Source organism: Sphingomonas sp. HMP9 (genome assembly GCF_013374115.1).
Classification (GTDB): Bacteria; Pseudomonadota; Alphaproteobacteria; order Sphingomonadales; family Sphingomonadaceae; genus Sphingomonas.
This window is the reverse complement of the sequence record NZ_AP022673.1, coordinates 2,519,308-2,538,831: the sequence shown is the minus strand read 5'-3', so window position 1 is coordinate 2,538,831 and position 19,524 is coordinate 2,519,308. Positions and strand designations below refer to the sequence as shown.

22 protein-coding genes and 1 tRNA gene are annotated in these 19,524 nt (G+C 67.1%); 10 read left to right on the top strand and 13 right to left on the bottom strand.

Annotated features, from left to right (window positions below; translation table 11 throughout):
- The first annotated feature begins 32 nt into the window (after nt 1-32).
- Nucleotides 33-611, top strand: coding sequence for a L,D-transpeptidase family protein (locus HMP09_RS11345; protein WP_232090194.1), 579 nt, complete (start codon nt 33-35; stop codon nt 609-611).
- A gap of 83 nt (nt 612-694) precedes the next feature.
- Here HMP09_RS11345 and HMP09_RS11340 read toward each other — a convergent pair whose 3' ends face one another.
- Nucleotides 695-1,321: an HAD-IA family hydrolase gene (locus tag HMP09_RS11340; protein ID WP_176501727.1), complete on the bottom strand. Its 627-nt coding sequence runs from the start codon at nt 1,319-1,321 to the stop codon at nt 695-697.
- A gap of 4 nt (nt 1,322-1,325) precedes the next feature.
- Nucleotides 1,326-1,451, bottom strand: coding sequence for a type B 50S ribosomal protein L36 (gene ykgO / locus HMP09_RS11335; RefSeq protein ID WP_003046794.1), 126 nt, complete (start codon nt 1,449-1,451; stop codon nt 1,326-1,328).
- A 157-nt stretch (nt 1,452-1,608) separates the two neighbouring features.
- Here ykgO and HMP09_RS11330 point away from each other — a divergent pair, with 157 nt between their 5' ends.
- From HMP09_RS11330 to HMP09_RS11310, 5 genes are all read left to right on the top strand, one after another.
- Complete coding sequence (locus HMP09_RS11330) at nt 1,609-2,235, top strand: DUF4136 domain-containing protein (RefSeq protein WP_176500453.1); 627 nt, start codon at nt 1,609-1,611, stop codon at nt 2,233-2,235.
- Nucleotides 2,236-2,246: 11 nt separating this feature from the next.
- On the top strand, nt 2,247-3,365 hold the full coding sequence (locus HMP09_RS11325; protein ID WP_176501726.1) for a M14 family metallopeptidase: 1,119 nt from the start codon (nt 2,247-2,249) through the stop codon (nt 3,363-3,365).
- 143 nt (nt 3,366-3,508) lie between these two features.
- Entirely contained in the window at nt 3,509-4,195 is a 687-nt protein-coding gene (gene gpmA / locus HMP09_RS11320; RefSeq protein ID WP_176500452.1) for a 2,3-diphosphoglycerate-dependent phosphoglycerate mutase, read from the top strand.
- Between the two features lie 196 nt (nt 4,196-4,391).
- A complete protein-coding gene (gene purE / locus HMP09_RS11315) occupies nt 4,392-4,847 on the top strand; it encodes a 5-(carboxyamino)imidazole ribonucleotide mutase (RefSeq protein WP_176500451.1) in 456 nt (151 codons plus the stop codon).
- 28 nt (nt 4,848-4,875) lie between these two features.
- Nucleotides 4,876-5,943: a 5-(carboxyamino)imidazole ribonucleotide synthase gene (locus tag HMP09_RS11310; protein WP_176500450.1), complete on the top strand. Its 1,068-nt coding sequence runs from the start codon at nt 4,876-4,878 to the stop codon at nt 5,941-5,943.
- A 222-nt stretch (nt 5,944-6,165) separates the two neighbouring features.
- Here the strand turns inward: HMP09_RS11310 and HMP09_RS11305 are convergent.
- From HMP09_RS11305 to hisG, 11 genes are all read right to left on the bottom strand, one after another.
- A tRNA-Phe gene (locus HMP09_RS11305) sits at nt 6,166-6,241 on the bottom strand.
- Nucleotides 6,242-6,294: 53 nt separating this feature from the next.
- The gene (locus HMP09_RS11300; RefSeq protein WP_176500449.1) at nt 6,295-6,477 is read right to left on the bottom strand and encodes a DNA gyrase inhibitor YacG; all 183 of its coding nucleotides are present in this window, start codon (nt 6,475-6,477) and stop codon (nt 6,295-6,297) included.
- Nucleotides 6,477-7,433, bottom strand: coding sequence for a ribonuclease (locus tag HMP09_RS11295; RefSeq protein ID WP_176500448.1), 957 nt, complete (start codon nt 7,431-7,433; stop codon nt 6,477-6,479). Before HMP09_RS11295 ends, HMP09_RS11300 begins: the two co-directional genes overlap by 1 nt.
- Entirely contained in the window at nt 7,426-8,034 is a 609-nt protein-coding gene (locus tag HMP09_RS11290) for a Maf family protein (protein ID WP_232090193.1), read from the bottom strand. The genes HMP09_RS11295 and HMP09_RS11290 overlap by 8 nt, the downstream gene beginning before the upstream one ends.
- 39 nt (nt 8,035-8,073) lie before the next feature.
- Nucleotides 8,074-8,292 carry a translation initiation factor IF-1 gene (infA, locus tag HMP09_RS11285; RefSeq protein ID WP_031441079.1) on the bottom strand — a complete coding sequence of 73 codons (219 nt, stop codon included), beginning with the start codon at nt 8,290-8,292 and terminating at the stop codon, nt 8,074-8,076.
- Between the two features lie 264 nt (nt 8,293-8,556).
- On the bottom strand, nt 8,557-10,533 hold the full coding sequence (locus HMP09_RS11280) for an alpha/beta hydrolase family protein (RefSeq protein ID WP_232090192.1): 1,977 nt from the start codon (nt 10,531-10,533) through the stop codon (nt 8,557-8,559).
- Between the two features lie 173 nt (nt 10,534-10,706).
- Nucleotides 10,707-12,863, bottom strand: a complete 2,157-nt coding sequence (locus HMP09_RS11275) for a sodium-translocating pyrophosphatase (protein ID WP_176500447.1) — start codon at nt 12,861-12,863, stop codon at nt 10,707-10,709.
- Nucleotides 12,864-12,954: 91 nt separating this feature from the next.
- Nucleotides 12,955-13,848 (bottom strand): thiamine-phosphate kinase, encoded by an 894-nt coding sequence (gene thiL, locus HMP09_RS11270; protein ID WP_176500446.1) that lies wholly within the window; start codon nt 13,846-13,848, stop codon nt 12,955-12,957.
- Between the two features lie 108 nt (nt 13,849-13,956).
- Complete coding sequence (gene nusB / locus HMP09_RS11265; RefSeq protein WP_176500445.1) at nt 13,957-14,412, bottom strand: transcription antitermination factor NusB; 456 nt, start codon at nt 14,410-14,412, stop codon at nt 13,957-13,959.
- 212 nt (nt 14,413-14,624) lie between these two features.
- A complete protein-coding gene (hisD, locus tag HMP09_RS11260; protein WP_176500444.1) occupies nt 14,625-15,920 on the bottom strand; it encodes a histidinol dehydrogenase in 1,296 nt (431 codons plus the stop codon).
- Nucleotides 15,917-16,585 carry an ATP phosphoribosyltransferase gene (gene hisG, locus HMP09_RS11255; RefSeq protein WP_232090191.1) on the bottom strand — a complete coding sequence of 223 codons (669 nt, stop codon included), beginning with the start codon at nt 16,583-16,585 and terminating at the stop codon, nt 15,917-15,919. The genes hisD and hisG overlap by 4 nt, the downstream gene beginning before the upstream one ends.
- A 46-nt stretch (nt 16,586-16,631) precedes the next feature.
- Between hisG and HMP09_RS11250 the strand changes: the two genes are divergently transcribed.
- The 4 genes from HMP09_RS11250 (at nt 16,632) to HMP09_RS11235 (ending at nt 19,380) form a co-directional block, all read left to right on the top strand.
- Complete coding sequence (locus tag HMP09_RS11250) at nt 16,632-17,732, top strand: DUF2332 domain-containing protein (RefSeq protein WP_176500442.1); 1,101 nt, start codon at nt 16,632-16,634, stop codon at nt 17,730-17,732.
- Between the two features lie 243 nt (nt 17,733-17,975).
- Complete coding sequence (locus HMP09_RS11245; RefSeq protein WP_176500441.1) at nt 17,976-18,527, top strand: TspO/MBR family protein; 552 nt, start codon at nt 17,976-17,978, stop codon at nt 18,525-18,527.
- Complete coding sequence (locus tag HMP09_RS11240) at nt 18,524-18,886, top strand: thiol-disulfide oxidoreductase DCC family protein (protein ID WP_176500440.1); 363 nt, start codon at nt 18,524-18,526, stop codon at nt 18,884-18,886. The genes HMP09_RS11245 and HMP09_RS11240 overlap by 4 nt, the downstream gene beginning before the upstream one ends.
- Entirely contained in the window at nt 18,883-19,380 is a 498-nt protein-coding gene (locus HMP09_RS11235) for a DUF427 domain-containing protein (RefSeq protein WP_176500439.1), read from the top strand. The genes HMP09_RS11240 and HMP09_RS11235 overlap by 4 nt, the downstream gene beginning before the upstream one ends.
- Nucleotides 19,381-19,524: the final 144 nt, after the last annotated feature.

Sequence of the window (19,524 nt, the reverse complement as noted above, 5' to 3'; positions counted from 1 at the left end):
GCAAAATAGCGAGCAGGACGGCGCGGTCGTTCATGGCCATGGGGTTGAGCCTTGCGATCTTCGTGGGCGCAAACCCTGCGCAGGCCGCATCGGCCGCTGCCATTGCCGCGATGCCCATCGAGCAGGCCGCAACCGAACTCTCGCCCAACCAGTTCGTCTGGAAGGATAATGGCTCCAGCGAACCTGTCAGCGTCGTGGTCAGTCTTATGGAGCAGCGCGCGTTCGTCTATCGCGGGTCGACAATGATCGCGGCGACGACGATCTCCAGCGGCAAGGATGGCAAGGACACGCCGGTAGGCACCTATCCGATCCTACAGAAGAACGCGGTCCACAAGTCGAGCCTGTACGACGATGCATCGATGCCGTTCATGCAGCGTCTGACCTGGGACGGCATCGCGATCCACGCGGGGCGGAACCCTGGCTTCCCCGCGTCGCACGGCTGTATCCGCGTGCCGCTCGGTTTTGCGAAGCAGTTGTTCGGGGTGACGACGCTGGGGACGACCGTGACGGTGACGGACGATTTCGAGGGCGGGATGATCCCGGAAGCTCCGGTCGCAGATCAAGAGACTGCGGTGGCGAACTTGCGGCAGTCGATCTCGCTGGAGCAGTGAGCTACGCCACCCCGTCATCCTAACGAAAGTCAGGATCCAGGGTAACGGACCCTGGCGCTAACGGCTCTGGATCCTGACTTTCGTCAGGATGACGGGTGCTGGTTAATTGGGAGCCCAAGCTCGACCAGCCGCGCGCGGAAATCCGCCGCAGTCGTGAACAGCACCGATTCGATGCCCAGCGCCTGCGCCGCCGCGACGTTCGCCGCATTGTCGTCGACGAACACCGCGTCCTCCGCCGCCAACCCGAATCGCTCCAGCGCCAGCCGATAGATCGCCGCGTCCGGCTTCACCATCTTCTCCTCGCCCGACACGACGACGTCGCGGAACCGGTCGAACAGATAGGCCTCACGCGCGCGAAAGGGTGGCCAGAACTCGTGGCTGAAGTTCGTAATCGCGAACAGCGGAACGCCAGCGTCGTCCAGTTCGGTCACGATCCCATGCATGCCAGCGATTCCCGCGCCGATGCTCTCAGTGAATCGCGGCCCCCAGGCGGCGATCAAGTCGGCATGCTGCGGATACAGCGCGGCCAACTCCGCCGAGGTGTCGGCGAAGTTACGGCCAGCGTCGTGCTGGAAGTGCCAGTCGATCGTCACGACATCGCGAAGTAACGCGTCGAGCGCCCGATCGTCGTCGATCAGGCGCTCGTACAGGATCCGGGGATCCCAGTCGTACAGGACACGACCGACGTCGAAAATGACGGCGGTAGTCAGGGCGTTAGCCCTGGCGTGCCTTGAAGCGACGGTTGGTCTTGTTGATGACGTAGGTACGGCCACGACGACGGATCACGCGGTTATCGCGGTGACGATCCTTGAGCGACTTCAGGGAATTGCGGATCTTCATGATCGATTCGCTTCTTTTCAAATCTAGGTGTGCGGAAAGACGGGATCGCCTAATAGCGGGGTGTGTCCAAGTCAAGCAACGGACACGCTCAAGCCATCCGGGAACCCACTCGGCTGGTCCGAGCGTTACTATAGCGCAACATTCTAAGGAAGTCCCGATGGCGGTTCGTTCGATCCTGGTCCTGGCGCTGGCAAGCGCATCCCTCACCGCGTGCGCGACCGGCCCGTCGCTGCCGCCTACCGAGGTTCTGCGCTATCACCTCGGCGAGCCAATCGATCGCGGCACCATCGCAGTCCAGCCGCTCACCGGTGGCGGCCCCGCCAGCATCGAGTTTAAGACCTACGCGGCCGCCGTGCAGGGCGAACTGCTCAAGGCCGGCTATAGTGTGCCGATGGCCGGCGCGAAGCCGCTGCTGGTGGCGACGGTAGGCTTTACCCGCACCACGCAGGCAGGCCCGCCCAAGCGGTCGCCGATCAGCATCGGCATCGGTGGCGGCGGCTTTAGCGGCAGCGGCGGCCGTCGCGGCGGCGGCGGTGGCGTCGGGCTGGGCGGCGGGGTCGGCTTCCCGATCGGCGGCGGTGGGAGCACCGCGATCCTCGTGTCCGAGCTGTCGGTGACGATCAAGCGTACTGCCGACCAGTCACCCGTCTGGGAAGGCCGCGCGCAGTCCTTCGCCGACGCCCGCAAGGACGATGCCCGGACCGATATCCAGGCCGACAAGCTGGCCCGCGCGCTGTTCATGGGGTTCCCCGGCGAGTCCGGTCGCACTATTCAGGTGAAATGAGCCAAGCCCCTATGCCCGTCACCATCAACGCCGCTTTCGATGGCGGCAACATCCGCGTTGTCGCCACCGAAGGAGACCGAATCGACCTGGAGATCGTCACCGATTTCCAGTCCGACTTCTTCCAGTGGTTCTTTTTCCGGGTGGCGGGGGCGGCCGGGCGGACGCTGACATATCGCATCCTAAATGCGGGCAAGTCGGCCTATCCGTTCGGCTGGCCGGGGTACAAGACGCGCGCCAGCACCGATCGGCAGGCATGGCGGATGATCGATACACGCTATGAAAATGGCGTGCTCGAATTCGACTTCACTGCCGACACCGATCTCGCCTGGTTCGCCTATTTCGCGCCGTACACGATGGAAATGCATGAGGCGCTGGTGGCCCGCACGGCGTTGCTGCCCGGCGTCGCGCACCGCGAACTCGGCCAGTCGCTCGACGGGCAGGCGATCGACTGCTTCACGATCGGGTCGGGACCGAAGCAGGTATGGATCTACGGGCGCCAGCATCCCGGCGAATCGATGACCGAATGGTGGATGGAAGGTGCGCTCGAGCGTCTGACCGATTCGGCCGATCCGATCACCGCGGACCTGCTGGCAAAGGCGACGTTCAACGTCGTGCCCAACATGAACCCGGACGGCACGCGGCGCGGTCATCTGCGCACCAACGCGGTCGGCGTGAACCTCAACCGCGAATGGCACACGCCGACGCTTGAGAAGAGCCCCGAGGTCCTCTGCGTCCGCAACGCGATGGACCTGACCGGCGTCGACGTCGCGATGGACATCCACGGCGACGAGGCGATCCCGGCGAACTTCATCGCCGGTTTCGAGGGCATCCCGTCCTGGACCGACGCGCACGGCGAGAAATTCTACGAATACGGCCGTCGCCTCGCCGCGCACACGCCCGATTTCCAGACCGAGAAGGGCTATCCCAAGTCCGCACCGGGCACCGCCAACCTGTCGATGTCGACCAACCAGCTCGCAGAGCGCTTCGGCGCGGTGTCGATGACGCTCGAGATGCCGTTCAAGGATCACGACGTGAACGCCGATCCCGAGTTCGGCTGGTCGCCCGAGCGCTCGAAACAGCTCGCGCACGCGATGCTGGAGACGCTGGCCGGCATGATCGACGATATCTGATCCCCCGCGTCTCGTCATCCTGACGAAAGTCAGGATCCAGCGCCAAGAGCGGCAGCGCTCGGTTACCCTGGATCCTGACTTTCGTCAGGATGACGGATAGGATTGCGAACGCCTTTCCCTCCCGAAATCCCCCAGGAGACCCAATGCCGACCCTAGTCCTGATCCGCCACGGCCAGTCCACCTGGAACCTCGAGAACCGTTTCACCGGCTGGTGGGACGTCGACATGACCGCCAAGGGCGAGGCCGAGGCCAAGGCCGCGGGCGAACTGATGGCCGCCAAGGGCCTGGATTTCGACCAGACCTTCGTCAGCTTGCAGACGCGCGCGATCAAGACGCTCAACATCGCGCTCGAGGCCATGGGTCGGCTCTGGCTGCCGGTCGAGAAGGACTGGCGCCTCAACGAGCGGCATTATGGCGGCCTGACCGGTCTCGACAAGGCCGAGACCGCGGCCAAGCATGGCGACGCGCAGGTCCATATTTGGCGGCGCAGCTTCGACGTGCCGCCGCCGGTGCTCGACGATGGCAGCGACTTCGACCTGTCGACGGACCGGCGCTACGACGGCATCGCGATCCCCAAGACCGAAAGCCTCAAGGACACCATCGCCCGCGTCCTTCCGTACTGGGACGAGCGGATCGCGCCGGCGCTCAAGGACGGCCAGCGCATCCTGATCTCCGCGCACGGCAACTCGCTCCGCGCGCTGGTGAAGCACCTGTCGAACATTCCCGACGACGAGATCACGAGCCTGGAAATCCCGACCGGCCAGCCGATCGTCTACGAACTCGATGCCGACCTGAACGCGACGGATCGCTACTATCTGAGCGAGCGGTAAGCCGCCGTCACCCTGACGAAAGTCAGGATCCAGAGCCAACACCGCCAGCGTTCGTGGCTCTGGATCCTGGGTCGAGCCCAGGATGACGGCGTACGGGCTGCCGGCGTACGGGCTGACGGTTGCCCTCCATCGCATGCATCGCTAGGCACGGCGCTCCTTGAACCAGGGGGCGATCGTGGCTCTAGTCGGCATTATCATGGGCAGCACCTCCGATTGGGAGACGATGCGCCACGCCGCCGAGACGCTCGACGCGCTCGACGTCGCGTACGAGACCAAGGTCGTCTCCGCTCACCGCACCCCGCAACGCCTCTACGACTATGCGACGACCGCCGCCGATCGTGGTCTCAAGGTGGTGATCGCCGGTGCAGGCGGCGCGGCACATCTCCCCGGCATGGCCGCCGCGATGACGCATCTTCCCGTGCTCGGCGTGCCCGTCGAATCGAAGGCGCTCAAGGGCATGGATAGCCTGCTCTCGATCGTCCAGATGCCCGGCGGCATCCCGGTCGGCACGCTGGCGATCGGCAAGCCCGGCGCGATCAACGCCGGGCTGCTGGCGGCCGCGATCCTCGCGACGTCCGACGATGCGCTGGCCGAGCGTCTGAAGGCCTGGCGTGCCGCGCAGACCGACGCCGTCGCCACCGACCCCGCCTGAAGCCCAATAGTCTGAAGGACGCCAAGACATGACGCCGCTTCCCCCCGGATCGACCATCGGCATCCTTGGCGGCGGCCAGCTCGGCCGTATGCTCGCCACCGCCGCGGCGCAGCTCGGCTATCACACGCACGTCCTCGCGCCGGACCAGGAGAGCGTCGCCGCGCAGTCCGCCTCGACGATGACGCGCGCCGACTATCACAACCGCATCGTGCTCGCCGACTTCGCCGACGCCTGCGACGTCGTGACCTACGAGTTCGAGAACATCGCGGTCGAGCCGGTCGAATGGCTCGCCGACCGCGTCCCCGTCCACCCGAGCCCGCGCGCGCTCCGCGTGGCGCAGGAACGGATCGGCGAAAAACGCTTCGTGGAGAGAGTCGGCGGCCGTCCGGCACCGTGGGCCGCAGTCGACAGCCTCGCAAGCCTGCAAGCGGGCCTGGAGGCGGTAGGCACCCCCGCCATCCTCAAGACCTCGCGCTTCGGCTATGACGGCAAGGGGCAGGTCAAAATCGACACACCCGCCGCGGCGCAGGCCGCCTGGGATGCGATCGGCGGCCCGGCGGTGCTCGAGGCCTTCGTACCGTTCGACCATGAATTCTCGATCCTGATCGCCCGCGGCCTCGATGGCAGCATCGTGCGCTACGATTCGCCGCACAACGTGCACTGCGACGCGATCCTGCGCCACTCGACCGTCCCCGCACCCGCCGCCGTGCTGGCTCAGGCCGAGGACGCCGCCGCACTGGCCGAACGAATCGCCGCCGAACTCGACTATGTCGGCGTGCTGGCGTGCGAGTTCTTCGTCGGCGCCGACGGCCCGGTGTTCAACGAGATGGCCCCGCGCGTGCACAATTCCGGCCATTGGACGATCGAGGGCGCCGAGTGCTCGCAGTTCGAAAACCACATTCGCGCGATCTGTGGCCTGCCCCTCGGCGCGACGACGCTGACCGGGCGAGACGCCACGATGGAAAACCTGATCGGGGACGACGCGGATCGCTGGGCGGCGTTGCTGGCCGAACCCGGCGCGCATTTGCACCTGTACGGCAAGGGCATCGCGCGGCCGGGGCGGAAGATGGGGCACGTGACGCGGATCGTCCGCTAAACCGACCGCGTCGGCGTCCTGACGCTTCTCCCGCTCGTCTTGAGTGGCTCTCCGCCCCGTTCGTCCCGGGTAGCCGTCGAGGAGTCGCCGCAGGCGGCGTATCGAGACGGCGTATCGAAGGACAGGTTGGCGCGCGGGCCCCATGCGTCGATACGAGCCCTCGATACGCTGCTGGTGCAACTATTCGGTCTCTACTTAGTACGAACGACGGTAAGGGAAAAATGGTGCCCGGAGACGGGGTCGAACCGCCGACACTGCGATTTTCAGTCGCATGCTCTACCAACTGAGCTATCCGGGCACGTCCGGTCTGGGACCGGAGAAGCGTCCGACCTTGCGATCGGAAGGGCGCGTTTAGTCGGGGTCTTCGGCGCTGTCCAGCCCCGTTTGCGCAATTGCGCGGCCGGGAATGCGATAGCCTTCGCCCAGCCACTGCAACAGGTCGCGGTCGCGGTGGCGGCTCGAGCAGAACGGCTTGTATTCAGGGACCGCGGGCTGGTCGCAGATCGGGCATTTGACGGTAGCGGCAGGGGGCATCAGGCGCTCTCCAGTTCGTGGACGACGCCCGTGCGGCGGGCGAGTTCCGCCAGCCAGGCCGGACGCGCCATCAGGCGTGCGTGGACGCTCGCGGGCAGGGTGTGGCGCCGCGAGGCGGCTGGCGGCGTGCGCTCGAGCGTGCGGAGCACTGCGCGGGCCGCTGCGCCGACCGGATCGCTGCGGAGGATCTCGGGGATCGACGCGCGTGGGCGCGGGCGGACGATCTGGAGGAAGCCGAAGCCGTTCACCGCGGTCCGTTCGAACGGCTGCGGTAACGATTCGTCGATCGCGGCGGCGACGGCGTTGCGCTGCGCCTTGCCGGCGATCGTCGGGAAATCGATCCCGATCGAGCCGCCGATGCCGTGTCTGCAGAGTGCGCGCGCCACGGCGTGCGCGGCGGCGACGGCGAGCGTATCCAGCGGTGGTGCGCCATCGACGTCGAACAGCGTCATCGCCGGGGTGGGTGACAGGCGGAGCGCGCCAAGGGGGAAGACGATCTCGCCGCTGGTGGCCTCGTCGAGCAGCTCGGACCAGCCGGCTGCCTCCAGCGCATCGAGTTCGTGGGGGCGGGGGCTCATGACGGGCCGCCCGGTCGCCACGAGGCGCTCGTACAGTGTCGGGGCAGGGCGAGGCGGCAGATCGCTGGGAACCGCCTTGGCGAGCTTTGCACGGCCCGCTTCGGGGAGGGCCTCGCGGACGATCTCGACGGTGAGGGCGGCACCCTGTGTGATGCCCGCGGGGAGGTGGTTGATCAACGCCTCGCCGCTATCGAGCGCGACGCGGCCGCGGCGTCCCGGCAGCAGTTCCACGAGCCGCGCGCGGGCGACGAGGCCGACCTTCAGTGCCTCGGTATCGAGCTCGATCGCGGCTTCGAGAATCTGATCGTCCTGCACCAGCGCGGCACGCGCTTCGCCGATGCCGGCTTCGTAGAGCCATTCAGGCCCCGAATCAGGCAAGCGCGACGCCAGCGGTCTTCAACAACGCGCGCGTTTCGAACAACGGCAGGCCGACGACGCCCGAATGGCTGCCCGACAGGAAGCGCACGAACGCCTCGGCGCGGCCCTGGATCGCGTAGCCCCCGGCCTTGCCGAGCCCTTCGCCGCACGCGAGATACGCGTCGATCTCGGCTGGTGAGAGCGGCTTGAACGCGACGACCGTGTCGGCGATCCGCGTACGGACCTTGCCGGTCGCGTCGATCACGCAGACTGCGGACAGGCAGTGATGGCGCCGGCCCGACAGCTTGCCGAGCAGGTCGCGCTGGATCTCGATCGTGTCGGCAGGCGGCAGGATGCGGCTACCGAGCGCGATCGTGGTGTCGCCGGCGAGCACGATCTCACCCTCTGCGCGCGCGACCGCGCTGGCCTTTTCGACCGCGAGACGCAGCGCGTAGGCGCGCGGCGGCTCGGCCTTGCGCGGCGCTTCGTCGATATCGGGGGATTCCACGCGCGACGGCACGACGCCGAGCCGCGCGAGCAGGTCGCGGCGGCGTGGCGAGGAAGAGGCTAGGACCAGCACAGGTGCCTCGTCATTGAAGTGGCAGGCGCCTTGGACGCCCACGTCTTGATGTAAAGTAGGGGGCGCCAAGCACCCACTGGCTTATTTGAAGCGGTAGGTGATGCGACCCTTGGTCAGATCGTACGGCGTGAGTTCGCACAGCACCTCGTCGCCGACCAGCACGCGGATGCGGTTCTTGCGCATCTTGCCGGCGGTATGACCGAGAATCTCGTGGTCGTTTTCGAGCTGAACCCGGAACATCGCGTTGGGGAGGAGTTCCACCACGCGGCCGCGCATCTCGAGCAGTTCTTCCTTGGCCAAATATAATCTCTGAATTGGGGGAATTTCGGGACGAGCGCCCTTACCGCAGGTTCGCGAAAAAGGAAAGCACGGCCGACGCACGGACGCAGGCCCGATGCCCATGCCCGCATGTGTCCTACTGATATCGGCGATCTGCGGCGTGGAAACAAGAGCGTCCGCTCTCGCCATTCGCACCGTTACGCTACCGCCTCGTCGACGCCGGCGCGGTAGATGCCAACCGCGGCGGCACGGCGCTCCATCGTGCGCGCGCGTGGAACGGTCTCGCTACGCCGGGTTATACTTCGCCAGAAACGCGCCCATCGCTTTCAGGAATTCGAGCCGGTCCTCGCCGCGCGTGAAATGATGATCGCCGAGCGGTTGTTCGATATACTCGTACGGCTTGCCCGCCTCTTTGAGCGCCGCCGCCATCATGCGCGATTGCTTCACGGGCACGCGCTTGTCCTCCTTGCCGTGCAGCATCAGGATCGGGATCGAGAAGGTTTGCGCACCGAAGCGCGGCGAGACGCTGCGATAGTCCGGCGCCTGTTTCTTCAGCCAGTCGCTGCGCGTCTTTCCGTACAGGAACTTGCCGTCGTAGCGCTGCATAGCCTGGAGATCGGATACCCCGGCATAGGAGATTGCGCAGCGATACGGTGACGAGTCGCCGGTGCCGTTCCGCTGGGCCGCACGCATCGCCGCATAGCCGCCATAGGATGCGCCGGCCATGCATACGCGCTTTGGATCGGCGATGCCTTGCTTGGCCAAATGCGTGATCGCATCGTCGAGATCGTCCTGCATCTTCAGGCCCCATTGCCCCTCGCCGAGCTGTGCGAAATGCGTGCCATAGCCGGATGAGCCGCGGTAATTGGGCTGGACGACGGCATAGCCGCTTTCCGCCAGATACTGCGTCCACCAGTCCCATTCTTCCGAATCACGTGCGAACGGGCCGCCATGCGGCAACACGATCAGCGGCAGCGCCTTCGGGCTGTGCCCGCGCGGGAGGGTCAGCAACGCCTCGATCTCGACGCCGTCGCGCGCCGTGTACCGGATCGTCGATACCGGCGACAGGGTCCGCGCCTTCAGGTCGGTATTCTGCCAGGAATAGCGCTGCATCGATCCGTTTTCGGGATCGTAGAAATACAGCCCCCCGGCCTGAGACGGCGACCCGACTTGCACCAGGAATTTGGATCGGGTGCGATCCCAGGACACGATGCGCGCGCGACGCTCGCCGACCGCCTTGTCGACCGCGTCCTGGATTTCCTTCAGCTTGGGGTTCAGCCAGATGGTATGGCCGAAGCGATCGGTGAGGTTGATGCCGTCGATATCGTCGCCGGTCGCGTTCTCGATCACGCCATCGACGTCGTAGCCGTCTGCGGCGTACAGCCTCTTGCCGAGCTTCAGATCGGGCAGCGACACTTCGAACACCGCGTCACGACCGCCTGAATCATCCGTTGCGATGGCGGTACCGTCGGCGCGGAACGTCACCGGGATGACGATATCCTGCTTGCCGCGGGTCGAGGCGATGACCTTGAATGGATCGCGATTGGCGCTGCGGTACAGAAGCGAGCTCTTGCGGGTGTCGTCGTCGTAGCGATAGCCCATCCGGACGACGCCGGCGCTATCGGCATACCAGTCGAAGACGTTCGTCTGGCCGCCGGCGACGGTCTTGGTCCTGCCGGTCGACAGATCCGCCTCGGAGACCTCGGGATACCATTGGCTTTCGCTTTCGATCCCGGTCTGGCGCGACAGCAGGACGCGCGGCGTCCCGTCGCGCGCCGTCCACAGGATCTCGTCCGCCCGGCCCCCCGAATTCGTCCAGTCGATCCGGTTGATCTTGGTCATGTCGGCTTTGACCCCCAGCGTCCGCGTGACGTAGATCTCCTCGCCGTACAGCATGTCCTGCGACCCGATGCCCACCGCCAGCCAGTCGTCGCCGACCCAGCGCCACCAGTTGATGTCGACGGTCGAACCGACCTTGGTCGCGGCCAGCTTGCCACCGGGAAACAGCGGCGCGACGACCAGCACCTGCACGCCGTCGATCGCCATCTTGGCGGCGATGCGCGCGCCGTCGGGCGAGAGCTTCGGACCGACGATACCGGGAAGCTTGGCGAAGGTTTCGACCGACACCGGGGCTGAGAGCGCGGCTGCCGCCTTCGGCGTGGTGGCGGTCGCCATCGGCAGGGCGGCGGGGGGCGGCGCGGTCTGTGCCGCCGCGATCGCCGGTATCATTGCACCGGCCAGCAGACCCGTACGCCACGTCATCGGCCACGCCATGGACAACATCCCCCCGGCCATTCCCCAACGACCGCCGGCATAGAGTATCGCGTTCGCTCGTCGGTACAAGAGGTGCGGCGCCGTTGCGTATCGGCGCAACGGCGAAGTCGGTCGGATCTGAACGATGTTCGGTCTTATCCTGGGGCCATCCGATCAGCCGATCAGCCGACCCCGCCGCCGGCCAGCGCCGCGAGCAACAGCAGCGCGACGATGTTCGTGATCTTGATCATCGGGTTCACCGCGGGCCCAGCGGTGTCCTTGTACGGATCGCCGACGGTATCGCCGGTGATCGCGGCCTTGTGCGCCTCGGAGCCCTTGCCGCCGTGATGACCGTCCTCGATGTACTTCTTGGCGTTGTCCCACGCGCCGCCGCCCGACGTCATAGAGATCGCGACGAACAGACCGGAGACGATCACGCCCAGCAGCATCGCGCCAAGCGATGCGAAGCCCGCGGCCTGCCCTGCGACCGCGGTGATGATGAAATAGACCGCGAGCGGCGACAGCACCGGCAGCAGCGACGGCACGATCATCTCGCGGATGGCCGCCTTAGTGACGAGATCCACGGTCCGCGCATAATCGGGGCGACTGGTGCCGAGCATGATGCCGGGATTGGTCCGAAACTGCTCGCGGACCTCCTCGACGACCGCGCCGGCGGCACGACCGACCGCGGTCATCCCGAACGCGCCGAACAGATACGGGAGCAAGGCGCCGAGCAGCAGTCCGACGATGACGTACGGGTTGCTGAGACTGAAATCGACTGTGACGTCGGGGAAGTAGGTCGCGAGATCGGTCGTGTACGCGCCGAACAGCACGAGCGCGGCCAGCCCCGCCGAGCCGATCGCATAGCCCTTGGTCACCGCCTTGGTCGTATTGCCGACCGCATCGAGCGCGTCGGTCCGCTGGCGAACATCGTCGGGCAGCCCCGCCATCTCGGCGATCCCGCCTGCGTTGTCGGTGACGGGTCCGTAGGCGTCGAGCGCGACGACCATGCCGGCCTGCGCGAGCATCGCGGTCGCCGCAAACGCGATGCCGATGATCCCGGCGAGCTGATACGCGACGATCACCGCGACGACGATGACGAGCGTCGGCAATGCGGTGGACTCGAGGCTGATCGCGAGGCCCTGGATGACGTTGGTGCCGTGGCCGGTCTCCGACGCCTTGGCGATGCTCTTGACCGGACGGTGGTTGGTGCCGGTGTAATACTCGGTGATCCACACGATCAGCCCGGTCACGACGAGCCCGATCATCATTGACCAGAACAGGTCCATCCCGGTGAAGCTCTGCGTCAGTGAGGGGGCGGCCTGCGTGGTGAGATCGTCGGTGGCGGGATCGAGGAAGCCGGCGCCGCCGATCACGCGGTGGAGGTCGCCGAGCACATATTGCGTGGCGAGATAGATCGCCGGGATCGACAGGACCGTCGAGGTGAAGAAGCCCTTGTAGAGGGCGCCCATGATACTGCCGCCGCCAAGCCGCACCATGTAGGTGCCGATGATCGAGGTGACGATGCACACGCCGCCGACGAGCAGCGGGAGCGTCATGAGGCGCATCAGCTCGGCACCGCTCGCCTGGATCAGGAGCGCGATCGAGATCATCGTGACGCCCAGCGTGACGACGTATGTCTCGAACAGATCGGCGGCCATGCCTGCGCAGTCGCCCACGTTATCGCCGACGTTATCCGCGATGACGGCCGGGTTGCGGGGGTCGTCCTCGGGGATGCCCGCCTCGACCTTGCCGACCAGATCCGCGCCGACGTCCGCCGCCTTGGTGAAAATGCCGCCGCCGAGCCGCGCGAAGATCGAGATCAGCGATGCGCCGAAGGCGAGCGCGGTGAGCGCTTCGACGATGATCCGGTCGTTGGGCGCATGGCCGGCGGGACCGGTAAGGTACCAGAAGAACGCGCTGACCGCGAGCAGGCCGAGGCCCGCCACGAGCATGCCGGTGACCGCGCCCGAGCGGAACGCCATCGTCAGTCCCGCCTGCAACGACGCGCGCGCGGCCTCTGCGGTGCGGACGTTGGCGCGCACCGAGATGTTCATGCCGACATAGCCCGCAACGCCCGACAGCACCGCGCCGATCGCGAAGCCGATCGTCGAGATCATGCCGAGCGTGAACAACAGGATCGCCGCGACGATGATGCCGACGATCGCGATCGTGGTATATTGGCGCCCGAGATAGGCCTTCGCGCCTTCCTGGATGGCGGCGGCGATGTCCTGCATCTTGGCATTACCGGGGGAGGCGGCGAGCACCTGTCGACTGGTGACGAAACCATATAGGACGGCGATGACGCCGCAGATCATGGCCAAATAGACGGTCGTCATACGGCGCTATCCCTTTTGTCAGGTCCTCTCCGGTCCCGACTTTGCCGAGTCCCGATGTAAGGAACCTATCAGTGCAGGGACATTGCGCAAGTTATCCTCGTGGGGCGTGCTCGTAGCCTAGACTTGGCGGGAGCGGGACGGGTTCACCCGAGTCGTGGACGCTGAGGCCTGACCCTGCCGAGAACACGCCGATGCGCGTGGCGTCGGTGGTGTAATCTTCGGGTGCAGCGAAGAGGAGCTGGTAGTCGTCGCCGGCCGTCGCGGCCGCCAACCGGTCGCCGGAGAAGGCGCGATACGCGGTGGACAGGGGAACGCGGGCAAGCTCGATCGTCACCGCGAGGCCGCTGGCGAGCGCCATGCGCGCGGCGTCGATGAGCAGGCCGTCGGACACATCCATCATCGCATGGACGTCGGGGCCGAGAATGCGGCCGTCGGCAAGTCGAGGCTGTGGGCGGCGGTACGCGGCGAGCAGTTCCGGCGGGCCTTCCGCGCCGAGCGCGATCGCAAGCCCCGCGCCGGCGTCGCCGATCGTGCCGGTGACGTAGAGCGCATCGCCTTCTCGCGCGCCGTTGCGAGCAGGGGCGGCGGCATCGCTGCCGAACGCGGTGACCGTCAGGACTCGCGGTGTATGCGGCGGCAGCGTCACGGTGTCGCCGCCGATGATGCGCGTGCCGAACGCGGTCAGGACGTCGAGGAACCCTTCGAGGAAGGCGCGATCCCACGCGTCGTCGCTCAACGGGTAGTTGAGGAGTATGCCATCGGGCTTGGCGCCCTTGGCGGCGAGATCGGAAAGGTTGGTCGCGACCAGCTTCCACGCGACGTCCTGCGGCGCGTCGCTGGCGAGGAAATGCACGCCTTCGACGAGCGTGTCGGTCGTCACGACGAGCGGTCCTGCGTCGAGCAGCGCGGTGTCGTCGGCAAGGCCGCGCGCCGCCGGATGGAGCGGGAGGCGGCGGAGCGCGGCGATGAACTCGGCTTCGGTCATTGCTGCTCCCCAAGCACCGCCGTCATCCTGACGAACGTCAGGATCCAGAGCCACGAACGTCGTGTGCTGTTACTCTGGATCCTGGGTCGAGCCCAGGATGACGATAGTTTACGCGCGTACTTCTTTCGCGATGCCGTCGAGCAACCCGTTCACGAACCCCGACTCGCGCTTGTCGTAGAAGGCGTGCGCGACATCGACATATTCGCTGATCACCGCGGCCACCGGCACGTCCTTGCGTGCGAGCAGTTCGTACGTGCCGACGCGGATGATCGCCTTCATCGGCTTGTCGAGCCGCGCAAGCGTCCAGCCCTTGGCCAGCTTGCCCTCGATCAGCACATCGATCTCGCCCGCCCGCGCGTTGGCGCCCGACACCAGGTCGTCGAAGAAGTCGACATCAGCCTCGGCATATTCGACGTCTTCGATCGTCGCGCCGAGACGGTGCTGGTGGAATTCGTTGAGCAGGACGGGCATCGCGGTGCCCTCCATCTCGTGCTGGTAGGTCGCCTGGACGGCGGCGAGACGCGCGGCGGCGCGCGCCTTTGTGCGGGGGGCGGTTCTGGACATAAGCGGTTGCCTGTACGCGCGGGGGGCTTGCGTGTCAGCCCTTAGCGTTTCGTCTGTGCGGGGGCGAAGAAGATTGGTTCGCGCGGAGGCGCGGAGACGCGGAGGTGTTGCGTGCGGCGCAGCCGCTCCGATCTCCTCATTGGCTGGTGATCGAAGGGCCGCTGCGCGGCAAGGCCACACCTCCGCGTCTCCGCGCCTCCGCGCGAACAAAATCAGTGGTTGAGGCGAAGTCGCAGCGCCACCGACTTGGCATGCGCAGGCAAACCCTCGGCATTGGCGAGCGCGACGGTAGCGGGGCCGAGTTCACGCAACGCGGCTTCGTCGAGCGCCAGGAAGCTGGTGCGCTTCATGAAGTCGAGTACCGACAACCCGCTGGCGAAGCGCGCACGGCGGCCGGTCGGCAGGACGTGGTTCGGGCCTGCCACGTAATCGCCGATTGCCTCGGGGGTATAGCGGCCGAGGAACACCGAGCCCGCGTGACGGATGCGGTCGAAGAAGCCCTGCGGGTCGGGGATGGCGAGCTGGAGATGCTCGGCGGCAAGACGGTCGACCAGCGGAATCGCGTCCGCCAGCGTATCGACGACGACGATCGCGCCGTTGGTGTCCCACGCAACGCGCGCGACCGCCTCGGTGGCGAGGTCGCGCAACTGGCGGTCGACTGCGTCGGCGACCTTGTCGGCGAAGGCTGCGTCGTCGGTGAACAGGATCGACTGCGTGGTCACGTCGTGCTCGGCTTGGCTGAGCAGATCGGCGGCGGTCCATTCGGGGTCGTTCAGCGCGTCCGCGACGACGACGATCTCCGACGGGCCCGCGACCATGTCGATGCCCACGACACCGTAGACCTGGCGCTTGGCCTCGGCGACCCAGGCGTTGCCGGGGCCGGTGATGACGTCGACCGGTGCGATCCGTCCGGCACCGTATGCCAGCGCCGCGACCGCCTGAGCGCCACCGACACGCCAGACTTCGTCGACGCCGGCGAGATGCGCGGCGGCGAGGACTAGCGGGTTGATCTGGCCGTCGGGAGTCGGGGTGACCATCGTCAGACGTCCGACGCCTGCAACCTTGGCGGGGATCGCGTTCATCAGCAGCGACGAGGGATAGGCGGCGCGGCCACCGGGGACGTAGATGCCGGCGGCGTCGACCGGCAACCAGCGCGCGCCGAGCCTTACGCCCGCCGAGTCGACCGAGTCGCTGTCGAGCGGCCGCTGTTTTTCGTGGTACGCGCGGATGCGAGTCGCGGCGAGTTCGAGCGCGGTGCGCAGATCGGGATCGAGCGCGTCGAACGCGGCCCTGCAGTCGCTCGCGTCGATCTGCCAGCCGGTCGTTTCGAGGTCGTGGCGATCGTGTTTTTGCGTGAGGTTGCGGATAGCCGTCTCGCCATCGCGACGGACGGACGCGATGATCGCAGCGACGTCCTGCGTGACGCCTGCATCGGACTCGCGGCGATCCTCGACCAAGGCGGTGAAGCGGGTCGCGAAGTCGGCGTCCGACGTGGAAAGGCGGATCATGCCGCCTGCTCCTGCGACTCGACCGCGCGACGGAACGCCTCGACCAATGGCACCACGCGGCTGCGCGTCTTCATCGCGGCGCGGTTGACCACCAAGCGGCTGGTGACCTCCATGATCGTCTCGACCTCGACCAAGCCGTTCTCCAGCAACGTGCGGCCCGACGAGACGAGGTCGACGATGCGCGGTGCGAGGCCGAGCGTCGGTGCCAACTCCATCGCGCCGTTGAGCTTCACGCATTCCGCCTGCACGCCGCGGCCTGCAAAATGCGCCGCGGTCACGTGCGGGTATTTGGTCGCGACGCGGACGTGGCTCCAGCCGCGCGGATCGTCCTTGGCCGCCATCTCGGCGGGCTCGGCGACCGACAGGCGGCAATGGCCGATGCCGAGATCGACCGGCGCGTAGAGTTCCGAGTAGCCAAACTCCGCGATCACGTCCGACCCAACGATGCCGAGCTGTGCCGCGCCGTGCGCAACGAAGGTGGCGACGTCGAACGCGCGCACCCGGATCAGCGAGATGTCCGGATCGTTGGTCGCGAACCGGAGCGCGCGGCTGTTCTCGTCGGAGAACGACGCTTCGGGATGGATGCCGGCACGCGCGAGCAGCGGCAGCGCCTCGGCGAGGATACGTCCCTTGGGGACGGCGATGATGATCTGGGAGTCAGGCACCCGCCGGGCTTTACGGGTGGGGCTTGGCGGGTGCAACAACCTGCACATGGCAAATGAACCGGCAAACCGCGCGTGCTTCGACATCCAGGCGGGCTATTGCACCGCGATGGACGCGCCGGTGACGGCGCGGGTCTGCACGGCGCTGGCGCACGCGCTCGACCGTGACAGCGCGACGGGGCGGCGGGCGCTCGACTGGGCGGGCGAGCCGGTCGCCGATGCGCTGGCGTTGCGCCTGGTCGGCGGGTTGCACGCGCTGCACCGCGCGGGTGTGGACCCGGCGCTGTCGGCGGTGTTCGCCGGCGCGGAGACCGACCCGACGCGCGTTGCGGCGACGGTCAAGGCCACGCTCGTCGCGCAGGATGCGGCCTTGCTGCCGTGGCTTGACGGGCCGCCGCAGACCAACGAGGCGGCGCGGTCCGCCGGCATGATGACCGGCATCTTGCATCTCGCCGAGCGATACGGGCCGCGGTTCGAGGTGCTCGAGATCGGATCGAGCGCGGGGCTCAACCTGCTGATCGATCGCTATCGGTTCGATCTTGGCGGCGTGACCGTCGGGCCATCGGCATCGCCGGTAACGATCCGCCCCGAATGGCGCGGCGCGCCGCCACCTGGCGCGCCGGTCGCAATCGAGTCGACCCGCGGCGTCGATATCCAGCCGGTGGACGTCGCCGATCCCGTCGCGGCGGCACGGCTCGAGGCGTATGTCTGGGTCGATGCGGTCGAGCGACAGGCGCGGCTCGCCGCGGCGATCGACATGGTCCGCGCGGGCGGCGTCGATCTGGTCGAGGGGGATGCAGCGGACTGGGTCGAGGCGCAATTGGTCGCGCCGCAACCCGAGGGGGTCACGCGCGTGCTGATGCATTCGGTGGTGTGGCAGTATCTGCCGGCGGCCTCGCGCGAGCGGATCCGGATCGCGATGGACGCGGCGGGAGCGCGGGCGACGGTCGCGCGCCCGCTGGGCTGGGTGATGATGGAGCCGAACCGCGATCTCCACCGGCACGAGGTGCGCGTGCACGGCTGGCCGGGCGAGCGCGCGATGGAGCTGGTCGCGCTGACGCACGCGCATGGCGCCTGGGTCGAGGGTCTCGCCGCCCCGTACGAAACGCGCGACTATGTCATGCGGCGCGGCGCGTACGCGGCTGAATGAGGTCCCCCGTCTTCGGTATCGCCACGGTGTCGACCGGTCTCGGGGATGCAGGATTCGTTATCGGCCGAACGGACAAACTTTGGCGGAGAGCTGGCAAGAGGACGCCGAACCCATCCCGCCAACCCGGCCGGTAGACATCGCCATCCGCATCGATCGCGCGGCGCAGGCCGTCGGGGCGGAACGTCGGCGGCGCTGCTTCGCTATGGTGGAGCGGGCAGCGGGCCCGGGATGAGGACGGCGAGCATGACCCACAGCGTACGCGATGCGATCACGGAAGACCGCGGTGGCGGCTTGTCCCGTCCGGCCGCGCTGGCGGTCGTCGTGGCGGTGCTCGGCGCCAGCGCCGTGCTCGGACGGCGTAACGCGCCAGATCCGTCGCATCCCGGTATCCGACGCTGGTACAAGCGGCTCGACAAGCCAGCCTACACGCCGCCCGATGCCGCGTTCGGGGCGGTATGGCCCGTTCTCGAGACCGGCCTTGCGGTCGGCGGCTATCGGCTGTTGCGTCGCCCCGCCGATGCGCCGCGCAACCTGGCGGTCGGACTCTGGCTGCTGAATACCGGCATGGTCGGCGGCTGGACCGAATTGTTCTTTCGCCGCAAGGCATTGGGGCCCAGCGCGGTCGCATCGGGTGCGATGATCGCGAGCGGTGCCGGCTATGTCGCGGCCGCGGCGAAGGTCGATCGGACGGCGGCGGCGACGGCGGTGCCGTTCGTCGCATGGCTGGGGTTCGCGACCTTGCTCGCCGAGCGCATTTGGGAGCGGAACCGGTCCAACGACCGCGGCAAGGCATGACCCGCCTGACGGTCTGGCACGACGGCGGATGCCCGCTGTGCCGACGCGAGATCGCGCTGATGCGTCGCCTCGATCGTCGCGGCGCGATCGATTTCGTCGATGCCAGCAACGGCGAAACGACCTGCCCGATCGACCGCAACGCGATGCTGGCGCGGTTCCACGCGCGCGAAGGGGATCGGATGCTGTCCGGCGCGGCCGCCTTCGCGGCGATGTGGCGGGCCATCCCGCTGCTGCGCCCGATCGGGTTGGCGGCGCGCAACCCCGTCGTCCTGGCCGGCCTGGAGCGGGTGTATCGCGCGTTCCTCCACGTCCGTCCCCGCTTGCAGTCCGTTGCCCGGAGGATCGACCGAACCACATGAAACCCGTCATTCCCGATATCGCGCGACCGGGCCAGGAAAGCGTCTGGAAATATCCGCGCCCGGCGATCGCGCAGCGCAGCGATCGTCATATCCTGATCGAGCACCGCGGGGTGACGCTTGCCGACACGCGGCGCAGCGTCCGCACGATCGAGACGAGCCATCCGCCGAGCTATTACATCCCGCCATCCGACATTGTGATGTCGGCGCTCCGGCGATCCGCGCGGCAATCCTTTTGCGAATGGAAGGGCAACGCCGTGTATTACGACGTCGAGATCGCGGGCGACGTCGTGCGCGATGTCGCGTGGAGCTACCCGTCGCCGACGCCGGCGTTTGCGGTGTTGCGCGATCACATCGCGTTCTATGCAGGCCCGTTCGACGGATGCTTCGTCGATGGCGAACGCGTCATCCCGCAACCCGGGGAGTTTTACGGGGGCTGGATCACGGCCGATCTTGCCGGCCCATTCAAGGGCGTGCCGGGTAGCCGCTACTGGTAAGTCGCCGACCAGCGTCCGGTATGTCGGTGCACGCCAGAATAGCCCACTCGGTTCATCGCATTTCGATGTTGTTTACACCTTTGGCATCGCCCGACGCGTTAAGAGGAAGCGTGCCGGCCCGCCATCAACCTTTGGCTCGTCACC